The sequence below is a fragment of the Serratia sp. NGAS9 genome (assembly GCF_009905295.1).
GTDB lineage: Bacteria > Pseudomonadota > Gammaproteobacteria > Enterobacterales > Enterobacteriaceae > Serratia > Serratia bockelmannii.
Map to the genome: position 1 here is coordinate 245,763 of NZ_CP047605.1, position 13,979 is coordinate 259,741.

The window sequence follows — 13,979 nt, forward strand, 5'->3', positions numbered from 1 at the left end:
ATCAACACAAAATTGACTGAATAGCAGGCAGGACAATGGCAGATCAACCGCAGGAAACCACCGATTTCGGTTTTCGCACCGTCGCTAGAGACGAAAAACAGGCCATGGTGGCGGACGTTTTTCATTCGGTAGCGGCAAAGTATGACGTGATGAACGACCTGATGTCGTTCGGCATCCACCGTATCTGGAAGCGTTTCACCATTGACTGCAGCGGCGTGCGCCGTGGGCAGCGCGTGCTGGATCTGGCCGGCGGTACCGGCGACCTGGCGGCCAAGTTCTCCCGCATGGTCGGCGAGCAGGGGCAGGTGGTGCTGGCGGACATCAACGATTCGATGCTGAGGATGGGGCGGGAGAAGCTGCGCGATCGCGGCATCGTCGGCAATATCAATTACGTGCAGGCCAACGCCGAGGCGTTGCCGTTCCCAGATAACTACTTCGATTGCATCACCATCTCCTTTGGCCTGCGTAACGTGACCGACAAAGACAAAGCGCTGCGCTCGATGTTCCGCGTGCTGAAGCCGGGTGGGCGCCTGTTGGTGCTGGAATTCTCCAAGCCGCTGCTGGCTCCGCTGAGCAAGGCTTATGATGCCTACTCCTTCCATGTGTTGCCGAAGATCGGCGAGCTGGTGGTGAAAGATCCGGACAGTTACCGTTACCTGGCGGAATCGATCCGTATGCACCCCGATCAGGAAACCCTGAAAGGCATGATGGGCAACGCCGGTTTTGAAAACGTCACCTATTTCAACCTGACCGGTGGGATTGTCGCCCTGCATCGCGGCTTCAAGTTCTGAGAGGGAGATGCCGATGCTGTTTACCCCTCTGCTGACCGGTGCGCTGGAAACCTCGCTGAATAACCTGCTGTTTCGCGATCGCAGCATGAAAGCCGCTCGCCAACGCCTGGCGGGCAAGGTGCTGCGCATCGAACTGGAAGAGTTGGCTTCACCGCTGGTGCTGGTGTTCAGCGAACTGCGTGTGGACGTGCTGGGGCAGTCTGAAGACAGTGCCGATTGCACCGTGCGCAGCCGCATTCCCGCCTTACTGAAGCTGCGCGATCGCCAGCAGTTGCCAGTGCTGATGCGCAGCGGCGAATTGACGGTGGAAGGCGATATTCAGGTGGTGCAACAGCTGGTTGGCCTGCTCGATCTGGCGGAGTGGGATCCGGCGGAATGGCTGGCACCTTATATCGGCGATATCGCCGCTCAGGGCATTACGCAGGCGCTGGGCAAAGGCGCTTCGTTACTCAAGACCGGATTGATGCGTCGGCAGCAAGACATGGCTGAGGCGCTGACTGAAGAGTGGCGTCTGGCGCCGGGGCCGCTGGAAGTGGTGTGGTTCAATGAAGAAGTGGATGCGCTCGCCCGCGGCGCGGAAGCGCTGATTGCCCGCATGGATAAGTTGGAGGGCAAGCGATGACCCCAGGCGAACTGCGTCGTTTGTATTTTATCGTCCGCGTTTTTCTCAGCTATGGGCTGGACGAGCTGATCCCGACAATGCGTTTGACGCTGCCGCTGCGCTTCGGCCGCCGGCTGCTGTTCTGGATGCCTAATCGGCACAAGGACAAACCGCTGGGCGAACGTCTGCGGCTGGCGCTGCAGGAATTGGGGCCGGTCTGGATCAAATTCGGCCAGATGATGTCGACCCGCCGCGATCTGTTCCCGCCGCACATTGCCGATCAGCTGACGCTGCTGCAGGATCGGGTGGCGCCTTTCGACGGTGCGCTGGCGCGCAAGCATATCGAGCTGGCGATGGGCGGCCCGCTGGAAGCCTGGTTCGACGACTTCGATCAGCAACCGCTGGCCTCTGCCTCGATCGCGCAGGTGCATACCGCGCGGTTGAAAACCACCGGCCAGGAAGTGGTGCTGAAGGTGATCCGACCGGATATCGGGCCGATTATCAAAGCCGATGTGCGCTTGATGTACCGGCTGGCCGGTTGGGTGCCGAAGCTGTTGCCGGACGGCCGCCGCCTGCGTCCGCGCGAAGTGGTACGCGAGTACGAGAAAACCCTGCTGGACGAATTGAATCTGCTGCGTGAAGCGGCCAACGCCATTCAGCTGCGTCGCAATTTCGACGGCAGCCCGATGCTGTACGTGCCTGAAGTCTACTCCGACTACTGCCGCGAAAGCGTGTTGGTGATGGAGCGTATCTACGGCATTCCGGTCTCGGACATCGCCACGCTGGAGCAGCAGGGCACCAACATGAAACTGTTGGCGGAACGTGGCGTTCAGGTGTTCTTTACCCAGGTCTTCCGCGACAGCTTCTTCCATGCGGACATGCATCCCGGTAATATTTTCGTCAGCTACGAACATCCGGAAGATCCCTGCTACATCGGCATCGACTGCGGCATCGTGGGTTCGTTGAACAAGGATGACAAACGCTATCTGGCGGAAAACTTCATCGCCTTCTTCAACCGCGATTACCGCAAGGTGGCGGAACTGCACGTCGACTCCGGTTGGGTGCCGCGTGACACCAACGTGGAAGATTTCGAATTTGCTATCCGCACCGTGTGCGAACCGATTTTCGAGAAGCCGCTGGCGGAGATTTCCTTCGGCAACGTGCTGCTGAATCTGTTTAACACCGCGCGCCGCTTCAATATGGAAGTGCAGCCACAGCTGGTGTTATTGCAGAAGACCTTGCTGTATGTTGAAGGACTGGGACGTCAGCTCTACCCGCAGCTGGATCTGTGGACCACCGCCAAGCCGTTCCTCGAGAGCTGGCTGCGCGATCAGGTCGGCATTCCCGCCGTGGTGCGTGCGTTGAAAGAGAAAGCGCCGTTCTGGGCGGAGAAACTGCCCGAACTGCCCGAGCTGTTTTACGACAGCCTGCAGCAGCATAAACTGTTGCAACAAAGCGTTGATAAGCTGACCAACCAGATGCAGGCTCAGCGGGTTCGTCAGGGGCAGTCACGTTATTTGTTCGGCGTTGGCGCTACACTGTTGGTAAGCGGCACGCTGTTGCTGCTGGGGCAAATCGAGGTGTTTCCCGCCTGGATGATGGCCGCCGGCATCGTATGCTGGGTGATTGGCTGGAAGCGAACCACCTGATTTAATTCGTTACTCTGGTAAAGTCGGCTCTATAATGCGGGCTGGCTTTAAAAGACCCTTTAAAATTAGAGGTAATTAAAATGGGCGGTATTAGTATTACGCAATTGTTGATCATCGCAGTGATCGTGGTGCTGCTGTTCGGTACCAAAAAACTGCGCACGCTGGGCTCCGATCTCGGCGCCTCGATCAAGGGCTTCAAAAAAGCGATCGGCGACGATACGCCGTCGACCCCCAATACGGCTGAAAAAAGCAGCCTGGATGATGCTGACTTCTCGGCCAAGCCTATTACCGATAAGCAGCCGGAAGTGAAACCGGAAGAGTCGAAGAACAAAGAGCAGGTATAAACCGTGTTTGACATTGGGTTTAGTGAGCTGCTGCTGGTGCTGGTGATCGGCCTGGTTGTTCTGGGGCCGGAACGCTTGCCGGTTGCGGTCAGAACGGTATCGGGCTGGATCCGCGCGCTGCGCTCGCTGGCGGCCTCGGTGCAGCACGAACTGTCTCAGGAGCTGAAGCTGCAGGAACTGCAGGACAGCCTGAAAAAAGCCGAACAGGCCGGCCTGCAGAACCTGACGCCGGAGTTGAAGGCGTCGATGGATGAGCTGAAAGACGCGACGGAATCTTTGAAACGCACCTACCGGGGCGAGAAAGAAGAGCTGGCGAACACCATTCATAACCCGCAGGCCATCGATCCGGAAGCTTTGCACGACGGCGTGACGCCGGCGGAAGCGGCAACCAGCGCCAGCGCGCCCGCCGCGGTGCCTAAACCGGCAGTGGAACCTGAAGCCGTCGTGGCGGCGCAACCGGCTAAAGCGCCGGTGGAAACCGTGCCTGCTCCTATCGAACCTGTTGCGGATAAAACCCCAGCGTCTCACCAACCTAGTGGCGATCGTTAATACATGGCTGTTGAAGATACCCAACCCCTTATCAGTCATCTGATAGAGCTGCGCAAGCGGCTGCTTAACTCGATTATTTGCGTGCTGGCGGTATTCGTGGTGCTGGTGTTTTTCGCCAACGACATCTACCAGCTGGTCTCTGCGCCGCTGCTCAAGCAGCTGCCGGCCGGGGCGAGCATGATCGCTACCGACGTGGCGTCGCCGTTCTTTACGCCGATCAAGCTGACCATGATCGTCTCGGTGTTCGTCTCTGCGCCGATGATCCTGTATCAGGTGTGGGCATTCATCGCGCCGGCGCTGTACAAGCATGAACGCCGCCTGATGATGCCGCTGCTGGTGTCCAGCAGCCTGTTGTTCTACCTCGGCATGGCTTTCGCCTACTTCATCGTGTTCCCGCTGGCCTTCGGTTTCTTCGCCAAGACCGCGCCAATGGGGGTGACCATTGCGACCGATATCAAAAACTACCTCGATTTCGTCATGGCGCTGTTTATGGCGTTTGGCGTCGCTTTCGAAGTGCCGGTCGCCATCATTCTGCTGTGCTGGAGTGGCGTCACCTCACCGGAAGATCTGAAGAAGAAACGGCCGTATGTGTTGGTTGGCGCGTTTGTGGTCGGCATGTTGTTGACGCCGCCGGACGTGTTTTCGCAAACCCTGTTGGCGATACCGATGTATCTGCTGTTTGAAGTGGGGGTGTTCTTCGCTCGCTTCTATACCGGAAAACGTCGTCCACAGGCGGAAGAAGAAGACGAGGGTGACGAACCCCCAGCCCCCTGATCCATCTTGATTGCTAAGCCGCCCATTGGGCGGCTTTTGCTTTGGAAAAAACCATGTTTGATATCGGCGTTAACCTCACCAGCAGCCAATTCGCCAAAGACCGCGAGACCGTGGTGGAGCGTGCCCGCGCGGCGGGCGTTACCGGGATGTTGATTACCGGCACCGATCTGCCTGAGAGCCGCGAGGCCGCCAAACTGGCGCAGCAGCATGCGGGCTATTGCTGGTCCACCGCCGGTGTGCATCCGCATAACGCCAGCAGCTGGGATGAACACAGCGCCGAGCAGATTTATGCGTTGGCCGCGCACCCAGAAGTGGCGGCGATCGGCGAATGCGGCCTGGATTTCAACCGCAATTTCTCGACGCCCGCACAGCAGGAAGCGGCGTTCATTGCGCAGCTGGCGTTAGCGGCGGAATTGGCGCTGCCGGTGTTTCTTCATTGCCGCGACGCACACGCACGTTTTGCCGAGCTACTGACGCCGTGGTTGGATAAACTGCCCGCGGCCGTGGTGCACTGTTTCACCGGCACCGCCGAAGAATTAGCAAGCTGCCTGTCGCTGGGACTGTCGATCGGGATTACCGGTTGGGTCTGCGACGAGCGGCGCGGCCTGGAGTTGCGTGCCCTGTTGCCGCAGATCCCGGCCGAGCGTCTACTGCTGGAAACGGACGCCCCTTATCTGTTGCCCCGGGATTTACAGCCTAAACCCGCATCTCGCCGCAACGAACCCTGTTTCCTGCCCCATATCGTGCATCAGGTCGCCGTCTGGCGACAGGAAGAGTCGCAATGGCTGGGGCAAAAAACTGATGAGAACGCCCGCCGGCTATTCCGGCTGGTTTGAGCTAGGAGAAAACTATGAGCTATGCATTTCCGGGTACCTTCCCTGGTCGTCGTATGCGCCGCGTGCGCCGTCATGACTTCAGCCGCCGCCTGGTCGCCGAGAACCAACTGACGGTCAATGACCTGATTTATCCGGTGTTTGTCATGGAAGGCAGTAACCGCCAGGAAGAAGTGGCCTCGATGCCGGGCGTATCGCGCATGACGATCGATCTGCTGATTAAGGAAGCGGAAACCATCGCCAAACTCGGCGTGCCGGTGATCTCCCTGTTCCCGGTGATCGAACCGGGTCTGAAATCGCTGCATGCGGAAGAAGCCTATAACCCAGAAGGGCTGGTACAGCGCACGGTGCGCGCGCTGAAAGACGCGGTGCCTGAGCTGGGCATTCTGACCGACGTCGCGCTCGATCCCTACACCACCCACGGGCAGGACGGAGTGATCGATGAGCAGGGCTACGTGATTAACGACGTGACCAAAGACATTCTGGTGCGTCAGGCGCTGTCTCATGCCGAAGCAGGCGCAGAAATCGTGGCGCCGAGCGACATGATGGACGGCCGTATCGGGGCGATCCGCGATCGTCTGGAACTGCAGGGTTTGGTGAATACCCAGATTATGGCCTACTCCGCCAAGTATGCTTCCTGCTACTACGGTCCGTTCCGCGATGCGCTGGGTTCCAGCGGCAACCTGAAGGGCGGCAACAAAAAAACCTATCAGATGGATCCGGCCAACAGTGACGAAGCGCTGCAGGAGATTGCGCAGGATCTGCAGGAAGGTGCGGACATGGTGATGGTGAAACCGGGCATGCCTTACCTGGACGTGGTGCGCCGCGTGAAGGATACCTTCGGTGTGCCGACTTTCGCTTATCAAGTGTCCGGCGAGTACGCCATGCACATGGCGGCGATTCAGAACGGCTGGCTGCAGGAGCAACCTGCGGTGATGGAGTCGTTGATGTGCTTCAAACGCGCCGGCGCCGACGGCGTGCTGACCTACTTCGCCAAGCGTGTCGCCCAGTGGCTGCACGACGACGCGATGCGCCGCTAAGCGGAACATGAGCCAACAAAAAGGCGCCTGAGGGCGCCTTTTGCATTACATCTTCTGGAACTGTCGGTTGTCGATGCTTTGACTGACCTGCTTGTTGATCAGGTTCAGCAACAACATGGAACGCGCCTCGCCGTCCGGCTCGGTGTAGATCGCCTGCAGCCCTTCGAACACGCCGTCGACGATCAGAACAGTATCCCCCGGCTGTGGGGTTTCCGGATCGACATAGGTTTCGCAGGCGTGCGTGCGCAGTTCATCGATCACCTTGCTCGGGATGACGCTCGGCAACGTGCCGAAACGCACGAAGTGGCTGACGCCACGGGTAGCGCTGATGGTGGTGGTGTGAATGCGCTCCGGGTCGAACTCCACAAACAGATAGTTGGGAAACAGGGGTTCGCTGACCGCGATGCGCTTACCACGCACGATCTTTTCCAGCGTGATGATCGGGCTGAGGCAGTTTACCTGCTGCCGCTCCAGATGTTCCTGCGCTCGCAACAGCTGACCGCGTTTGCAATAAAGTAGATACCAGGATTCCATAGTTTCACATGCCTTTCTGCCAGCCGGTAAGCATATCAAAAGCTATTCCGGATACATAGTGATGCAAGTTTCAGCGTGTAACATCACCTATCTCTATGAATCTGCGGCTATTAGCGAGGGGTCACACACTTATCGATACGGCGCTGGTATAACAGAGGGCTAAAAATTTGTTACCGTCACAGTATGGCAAGGCGTTGCGCTACCGGCTGTGACGCTATTCATCGTTTTCGACCGAGGGAGAAAGAAATGGAGCTGTTTCTGTTGAGCAACGGCAAGCTGTCTGGTGAAGCCGAGCTGCTGGGGTACGCTAAAAGCCAACTGCTGGCGATGATTGCGCGTCGTGGCATCAAATCCGCCGTCTTTATCCCTTACGCCCTGATCCGTTACGACTACGACCAGCGTGCGCAGGAACTGGCGCAAACGCTGGGCATCGAAGTCACCAGCATCCACCACGCCGCTTCACCGGCGGCGGCGATCGCGCAGGCGGAATGCATTTTGGTCAGCGGCGGCAATACCTGGTTGCTGAACCAAATGCTGCACGAGCAAGGCCTGATCGTGCCTATCCAGCGCGCGGTGCGCGAGCGTGAAGTGCCTTACGTCGGCTGGAGCGCCGGTTGCAATGTGGCCACGCCGAGCATTCGCACCACCAATGACATGCCGGTGCGCTGCAGCGTGGTGCTGTCGGCGCTGGGGCTGTTCCCGGTACAGATCAACCCGCATTACATCGACGCGCACATCAGCGGCCACATGGGCGAAACCCGTGACGAGCGCCTGGCGGAGTTCTGCGCGATCAACCCGAGCGAATCGGTGGTGGCGCTGCGGGAAGGCAGCCTGCTGCATGTTGAAGGCAATGCGCTGCGTTACTTCAGCGCTAATGGGCAGGGCTTCAAGGTGTTCTGCCATGGCGAGGAGACGCGCGAATATCAGGATACGCGCGCGCTGGCTGCGCTGGTGCCGTTCAACTGCGGCTGAGAGCCACCCGGCAGCGGGCGGCGTTAACAAAATTGCAGCAACAACCGTGAAGAGGGCTTATAATGCCCTCCCCACAGGCCGTTATAATGATCAGCATGAAATACCGTGACTTACGCGATTTCCTCTCGTTGCTGGAGAAGAGAGGGGAACTAAAACGCATCAGCCAGCCGATCGATCCTTACCTGGAAATGACGGAGATTGCCGATCGCACCCTGCGGGCAGGCGGCCCGGCATTGCTGTTTGAAAACCCGAAAGGGTACGACATGCCGGTGCTGTGCAACCTGTTCGGCACCGCCAATCGCGTGGCGATGGGCATGGGGCAGGAAGACATCAGCGCGCTGCGCGAAGTCGGCAAACTGCTGGCGTTTCTCAAAGAACCGGAGCCACCGAAAGGCTTCCGCGATCTGTTCGACAAAATGCCGAAGTTCAAGCAAGTGCTGAACATGCCGACCAAGGTGCTGGGGTCCGCGCCTTGTCAGGAGCAGGTATGGCAGGGTGAGGATGTCGATCTGGGCCGTATTCCGGTGATGCACTGCTGGCCGGAAGACGCCGCGCCGCTGATCACCTGGGGGCTGACGGTGACCCGTGGCCCGCATAAGGAACGGCAAAACCTCGGCATCTATCGTCAGCAGGTGCTGGGCAAGAATAAAGTGATCATGCGCTGGCTGTCGCATCGCGGCGGCGCGCTGGATTATCAGGAGTGGTGCCAGGCGCACCCCGGCGAGCGTTTCCCGGTTGCGGTGGCGCTGGGTGCCGATCCCGCCACTATCCTCGGTGCGGTCACGCCGGTGCCGGATACCCTGTCTGAATATGCCTTTGCCGGGCTGCTGCGCGGCAATAAAACCGAAGTGGTCAAGTGTCTTTCCAACGATCTGGAAGTGCCAGCCAGCGCCGAAATCGTGCTGGAAGGCTATATCGAGCCGGGTGAAATGGCGCCGGAAGGCCCCTACGGCGACCACACCGGTTACTACAATGAAATCGACCAGTTCCCGGTGTTCACCGTCACCCACATCACCCAGCGCCGCAACGCCATCTACCACTCGACCTATACCGGCCGCCCGCCGGATGAGCCGGCGATCCTGGGCGTGGCGCTGAATGAAGTGTTCGTGCCGATCCTGCAAAAACAGTTCCCGGAAATCGTCGATTTCTATCTGCCACCGGAAGGGTGCTCGTACCGCCTGGCGGTAGTGACCATGAAAAAACAGTACGCCGGCCATGCGAAACGCGTGATGATGGGCGTCTGGTCGTTCCTGCGGCAGTTTATGTACACCAAATTTGTTATCGTCTGCGATGACGACGTCAATGCGCGCGACTGGAACGACGTAATTTGGGCGATCACCACACGAATGGATCCGGCAAGGGATACCGTTCTGGTGGAGAATACGCCGATCGACTATCTGGACTTCGCCTCGCCGGTTTCCGGTCTGGGTTCGAAGATGGGGCTGGACGCCACCAATAAATGGCCGGGTGAAACCGATCGCGAATGGGGCCGTCCGATTCAGATGGATGAAAAGGTACGTGCGCGCGTCGACGAAATCTGGGATGAGCTCGCAATCTTCAGTGACAGGGAACCGACGCTGTAGCGTCAGGCCCTGTTCTCAGCTTTGCATTGATGACCCGACAGAGGGAACGCATGACAATATTGAGCTGTAAAGTGACCTCGGTAGAGGCCATTACCGATACGGTTTATCGGGTACGTCTGGTGCCCGAGCAGCCGTTTTCTTTCAAGGCAGGGCAATATCTGATGGTGGTGATGGACGAGCGCGACAAGCGCCCGTTCTCGCTGGCATCAACCCCGACGCAGCAAGAGTACATCGAGCTGCATATCGGTGCTTCGGAGCTGAATCTGTACGCCATGGCGGTGATGGATCGCATCCTGAAAGAGCAGGCGATCACCGTTGACGTGCCGCATGGCGACGCCTGGCTGCGGGAAGAGGGCAGCCGTCCGCTGGTGCTGATCGCCGGCGGCACCGGTTTCTCTTACGCGCGTTCAATCTTGTTGACCGCGCTGGAGCAGCAGCCCGATCGCGACATTTCAATCTACTGGGGCGGGCGTGAGCTGAAGCACCTGTACGATTTGAGCGAGCTGGAAGCGCTGTCGTTGCAGCATCCGAATCTGAAGGTGATCCCGGTGGTCGAGCAGCCGGAAGCCGAATGGCGCGGCCGCAGCGGCACCGTGCTCAGCGCGGTGCTGCAGGATTTCGGTACGCTGGCGGAGCACGACATCTACATCGCCGGGCGTTTCGAGATGGCGAAAATCGCCCGCGAGCGTTTCTGCGCCGAACGCGGCGCGCAGGAAGCGCATATGTTTGGCGACGCGTTTTCGTTTATCTGACCGAGGCGATACGCAGTGAACGGGGTGGCCGAGGGTCGCCCCGTTTTTATTTGGGCGCCGGCAAACTTCAGGCATAAAAAACCCGCCCCTGACAGGCGGGAAGAACGGCAACTAAACTTGGCGGGATGCCGCGATTTGAAGTGGTGACGCGGTCATCCCAAGATAGACACAGCTAAACGCGTTCAAATACGGTGGCGATGCCCTGGCCCAGGCCGATGCACATGGTCGCCAGACCGAACTGTGCGTCGCGACGTTCCATGTTGTTCAACAGGGTGGTCGAGATGCGGGAGCCTGAACAGCCCAGCGGGTGGCCGAGCGCGATGGCGCCGCCGTTCAGGTTGATCTTGTCGTCGATACTGTCCATCAGCCCCAGATCTTTGATGCACGGCAGCGACTGGGCGGCGAACGCTTCGTTCAGTTCGAACAGATCGATGTCCTGCACGCTCAGACCGGCGCGTTTCAGCGCCAGCTTGCTGGCCGGCACCGGGCCGTAGCCCATGATGGAAGGATCGCAGCCGACGACCGCCATCGAGCGAATGCGGGCGCGGGCCTTCAAACCGAGCGCTTTGGCGCGCGACTCGCTCATCAGCAGCATGGCGGAAGCGCCGTCCGACAGGGCGGAAGAACTGCCAGCGGTGACGGTGCCGTTGATCGGATCGAACGCCGGACGCAGGGCCGACAGGCTTTCGACGGTGGTTTCCGGGCGAATGACTTCATCGAAATCGTAACGGGTCAGCACGCCGTCGGCGTCGTGGCCGTTGGTCGGAATGATCTCGTTTTTGAAGTAACCCGCCAGCGTCGCTGCATGTGCGCGCTGGTGGGAGCGGGCAGCAAACTCATCCTGCATCTGGCGGCTGATGTTGTGCATCTTGGCCAGCATTTCGGCGGTCAGCCCCATCATCCCGGCGGCTTTTGCCACGCTTCGGCTCAGCCCCGGATGGAAATCCACGCCGTGGTTCATCGGCACATGGCCCATGTGTTCCACGCCGCCGATCAGGCTGACGTGTGCGTCGCCAACCATGATGGCGCGCGCCGCGTCGTGCATTGCCTGCATCGAAGAGCCGCACAGGCGGTTAACGGTCACCGCCGGCACGCGGTGCGGGATTTCGGCCAGCAGTGCGGCGTTGCGGGCGATGTTGAAGCCTTGCTCCAGCGTCTGCTGCACGCAGCCCCAGTAAATGTCATCGATCTCGGCGGCGTCCAGCGCCGGGTTACGGCTCAACACTTCACGCATCAGGTGAGCGGAGAGATCTTCGGCGCGCACCTGGCGGAAGGCGCCGCCCTTGGAGCGGCCCATCGGCGTGCGTACGGCATCAACAATAACTACGTTTTCCATCTTTATGACCTCATGCCGGTTGGCGGGTAGCGACGTCGGACAGCGGTGTCGCCACCGGGTAGTAGCTTTCATTGCGCTCGGCCTTGGCGCGCAGACCGGCCGGCACCTGATACAGGGCGCCGAGGTGTGCGTAACGCTGGGCCAGCTCAACGTAGTTGGCGGTGCCGAGCGTATCCAGGTAGCGGAATGCGCCGCCATGGAACGGAGGGAAGCCGATGCCGTACACCAGTGCCATATCGGCTTCCGCCGGGCTGGCGACGATCTTCTCTTCCAGGCAACGCACCACTTCGTTGATCATCGGGATCATCATGCGCGCAACGATCTCTTCGTCGCTGATGGTCTGGCGCGGTTGGCTCACTTCGGCCAGCAGCGCATCGGTCTGCTCGTCGTTTTCCTTGCGCGGCTTACCTTTGTTGTCCTGGCTGTAGCGGTAGAAGCCCAGCTGGTTTTTCTGACCGAAGCGCTGGTTGTCGAACATCACGTCAATGGCATCGCGATAGTCTTTGCTCATGCGCTCCGGGAAGCCGGCGGCCATTACCGCTTGCGCGTGGTGTGCGGTGTCGATGCCCACCACGTCGAGCAGGTAGGCCGGGCCCATCGGCCAACCGAACTGTTTTTCCATCACTTTATCGATCTGACGGAAGTCGGCGCCGTCGCGCAGCAGCAGGCTGAAACCGGCGAAGTATGGGAACAGCACGCGGTTGACGAAGAAGCCCGGGCAGTCGTTCACCACGATCGGCGTTTTGCCCATGCGGCTGGCGTAGGCCACCACTTTGGCAATGGTCTCGTCGCTGGTTTGTTCGCCGCGGATGATTTCAACCAGCGGCATGCGGTGTACCGGGTTAAAGAAGTGCATGCCGCAGAAGTTTTGCGGGCGCTTCAACGATTTTGCCAGGTGATTAATCGGAATGGTCGAGGTGTTCGACGCCAGAACGGTCTCTTCGCCGATCAGGTTTTCCACTTCCGACAGTACGGCGGCTTTGACCTTCGGGTTCTCCACGACCGCTTCGACGATCACCTGCGCGCGCTCGATGCCGGCGTAGTCCAACGTTGGTTGAATGGTCGACAGCACCTGCGCCATTTTCAGGCCATCCAGTTTGCCGCGTTCCAGCTGCTTATTGAGCAGCTTGGCCGCTTCGTTCATGCCCAGCGTCAGTGATTTGTCGCTGATGTCCTTCATGATCACCGGCACGCCTTTCAGCGCCGATTGGTAGGCGATGCCACCGCCCATGATGCCGGCGCCCAGCACCGCCGCCTGTTTCGGCGCGTCCACATTCTTGGCCAGCTTTTTCGCCTGGCCTTTCACGAACTGATCGTTAAGGAAGATGCCGACCAGCGCACGCGCTTCGTTGGATCGTGCCAACGGCACGAAGCTGGCGGTTTCCAGTTTCAGTGCCTCATCGCGGCCCAGCTTGGCGGCGGCTTCAATGGTTTTCACCGCGGTCATCGGTGCCGGGTAATGTTTACCGGCGGTCTGCAGCACCATGCCTTTGGCGGTGGTGAAGCTCATTGCCGCTTCGATCGGGCTGAGCTTCAGCGGCTCCAGCTTAGGTTGACGCGCGGCGCGCCAGTCCAGCTTGCCGTCGATCGCCTGTTGCAGCATTTTCAGCGCCGCTTCGGCCAGTTTTTCCGGTGCTACCACCGCATCCACCAGGCCGACTTTCAACGCGTCTTTGGCGCTGACGTCTTTGCCGGCGGCGATGATTTCCAGCGCGCTGTCGTTACCCAGCAGGCGTGGCAGGCGGACGGAACCGCCGAAGCCCGGCATGATGCCCAATTTGGTTTCCGGCAGGCCGATGCGCGCGTCCGGTGAGGCGACGCGGAAATCGGTCGCCAGAATGCATTCGCAACCGCCGCCGAGTGCATAGCCGTTAATGGCCGAAATGGTCGGTACCGGCAAATCTTCCAGCCGGTTAAAGACGTTGTTGGCGAATACCAGCCACTCGTGCAGCTTTTCAGCCGGTGCGGCGAACAGAGAAAGGAATTCGGTGATATCGGCGCCGACGATAAACGCGGCTTTGGAGGAGCGCAGCAGCAACCCCTTGAGCTCAGGCTGGTTTTCCAGCACGGTGAGCGCTTCACCCAGGCTGGCGACGGTGCGGGTGTCCAGCTTGTTGACCGAGCCTGATGCGTTGAACACCAGCTCGGCGATGCCGTTATCGAGCCAGTGCAGTTGTAATGTTTCGCCTTGGTAGAGCATGTCTATCTCCTGAATCAGCGT

General features: G+C 59.5%; 14 protein-coding genes. 11 read left to right on the top strand and 3 right to left on the bottom strand.

From position 1 onward, the window contains the following. Positions 1–35 precede the first annotated feature (35 nt). From ubiE to hemB, 8 genes are all read left to right on the top strand, one after another. Complete coding sequence (ubiE, locus tag GUC32_RS01110; protein ID WP_369435496.1) at positions 36–791, top strand: bifunctional demethylmenaquinone methyltransferase/2-methoxy-6-polyprenyl-1,4-benzoquinol methylase UbiE; 756 nt, start codon at positions 36–38, stop codon at positions 789–791. 13 nt (positions 792–804) lie between these two features. Then, a complete protein-coding gene (locus tag GUC32_RS01115; protein ID WP_369435497.1) occupies positions 805–1,413 on the top strand; it encodes an SCP2 domain-containing protein in 609 nt (202 codons plus the stop codon). Then, positions 1,410–3,041, top strand: a complete 1,632-nt coding sequence (gene ubiB / locus GUC32_RS01120; RefSeq protein WP_025304920.1) for a ubiquinone biosynthesis regulatory protein kinase UbiB — start codon at positions 1,410–1,412, stop codon at positions 3,039–3,041. Before GUC32_RS01115 ends, ubiB begins: the two co-directional genes overlap by 4 nt. Positions 3,042–3,121: 80 nt before the next feature. After that, positions 3,122–3,385, top strand: a complete 264-nt coding sequence (gene tatA, locus GUC32_RS01125) for a Sec-independent protein translocase subunit TatA (protein ID WP_004934452.1) — start codon at positions 3,122–3,124, stop codon at positions 3,383–3,385. A 3-nt stretch (positions 3,386–3,388) separates the two neighbouring features. Then, positions 3,389–3,934 (top strand): Sec-independent protein translocase protein TatB, encoded by a 546-nt coding sequence (tatB, locus tag GUC32_RS01130; RefSeq protein ID WP_369435498.1) that lies wholly within the window; start codon positions 3,389–3,391, stop codon positions 3,932–3,934. 3 nt (positions 3,935–3,937) lie between these two features. Next, the gene (gene tatC, locus GUC32_RS01135) at positions 3,938–4,708 is read left to right on the top strand and encodes a Sec-independent protein translocase subunit TatC (protein WP_004934456.1); all 771 of its coding nucleotides are present in this window, start codon (positions 3,938–3,940) and stop codon (positions 4,706–4,708) included. Between the two features lie 53 nt (positions 4,709–4,761). Beyond that, positions 4,762–5,544 carry a 3'-5' ssDNA/RNA exonuclease TatD gene (tatD, locus tag GUC32_RS01140; protein WP_369435499.1) on the top strand — a complete coding sequence of 261 codons (783 nt, stop codon included), beginning with the start codon at positions 4,762–4,764 and terminating at the stop codon, positions 5,542–5,544. 14 nt (positions 5,545–5,558) lie between these two features. Beyond that, positions 5,559–6,581 (top strand): porphobilinogen synthase, encoded by a 1,023-nt coding sequence (hemB, locus tag GUC32_RS01145; protein WP_025304923.1) that lies wholly within the window; start codon positions 5,559–5,561, stop codon positions 6,579–6,581. A gap of 45 nt (positions 6,582–6,626) precedes the next feature. Here the strand turns inward: hemB and rfaH are convergent, their stop codons facing one another. Further along, the gene (rfaH, locus tag GUC32_RS01150) at positions 6,627–7,115 is read right to left on the bottom strand and encodes a transcription/translation regulatory transformer protein RfaH (protein ID WP_025304924.1); all 489 of its coding nucleotides are present in this window, start codon (positions 7,113–7,115) and stop codon (positions 6,627–6,629) included. 246 nt (positions 7,116–7,361) lie between these two features. On the opposite strand from rfaH, the gene pepE reads away from it, so the two are divergent. The 3 genes from pepE to fre all read left to right on the top strand — a co-directional run bounded on the left by pepE (position 7,362) and on the right by fre (position 10,422). After that, on the top strand, positions 7,362–8,087 hold the full coding sequence (gene pepE, locus GUC32_RS01155; RefSeq protein ID WP_151428659.1) for a dipeptidase PepE: 726 nt from the start codon (positions 7,362–7,364) through the stop codon (positions 8,085–8,087). 86 nt (positions 8,088–8,173) lie between these two features. Further along, positions 8,174–9,670, top strand: coding sequence for a 4-hydroxy-3-polyprenylbenzoate decarboxylase (ubiD, locus tag GUC32_RS01160; protein WP_025304926.1), 1,497 nt, complete (start codon positions 8,174–8,176; stop codon positions 9,668–9,670). 50 nt (positions 9,671–9,720) lie between these two features. Further along, positions 9,721–10,422 (top strand): NAD(P)H-flavin reductase, encoded by a 702-nt coding sequence (gene fre / locus GUC32_RS01165; RefSeq protein ID WP_025304927.1) that lies wholly within the window; start codon positions 9,721–9,723, stop codon positions 10,420–10,422. A 172-nt stretch (positions 10,423–10,594) separates the two neighbouring features. Here the strand turns inward: fre and fadA are convergent, their stop codons facing one another. Both fadA and fadB read right to left on the bottom strand, forming a co-directional pair. Beyond that, positions 10,595–11,758: an acetyl-CoA C-acyltransferase FadA gene (gene fadA, locus GUC32_RS01170; RefSeq protein ID WP_369435500.1), complete on the bottom strand. Its 1,164-nt coding sequence runs from the start codon at positions 11,756–11,758 to the stop codon at positions 10,595–10,597. Between the two features lie 10 nt (positions 11,759–11,768). Next, on the bottom strand, positions 11,769–13,958 hold the full coding sequence (gene fadB / locus GUC32_RS01175; RefSeq protein WP_060448398.1) for a fatty acid oxidation complex subunit alpha FadB: 2,190 nt from the start codon (positions 13,956–13,958) through the stop codon (positions 11,769–11,771). Positions 13,959–13,979: the final 21 nt, after the last annotated feature.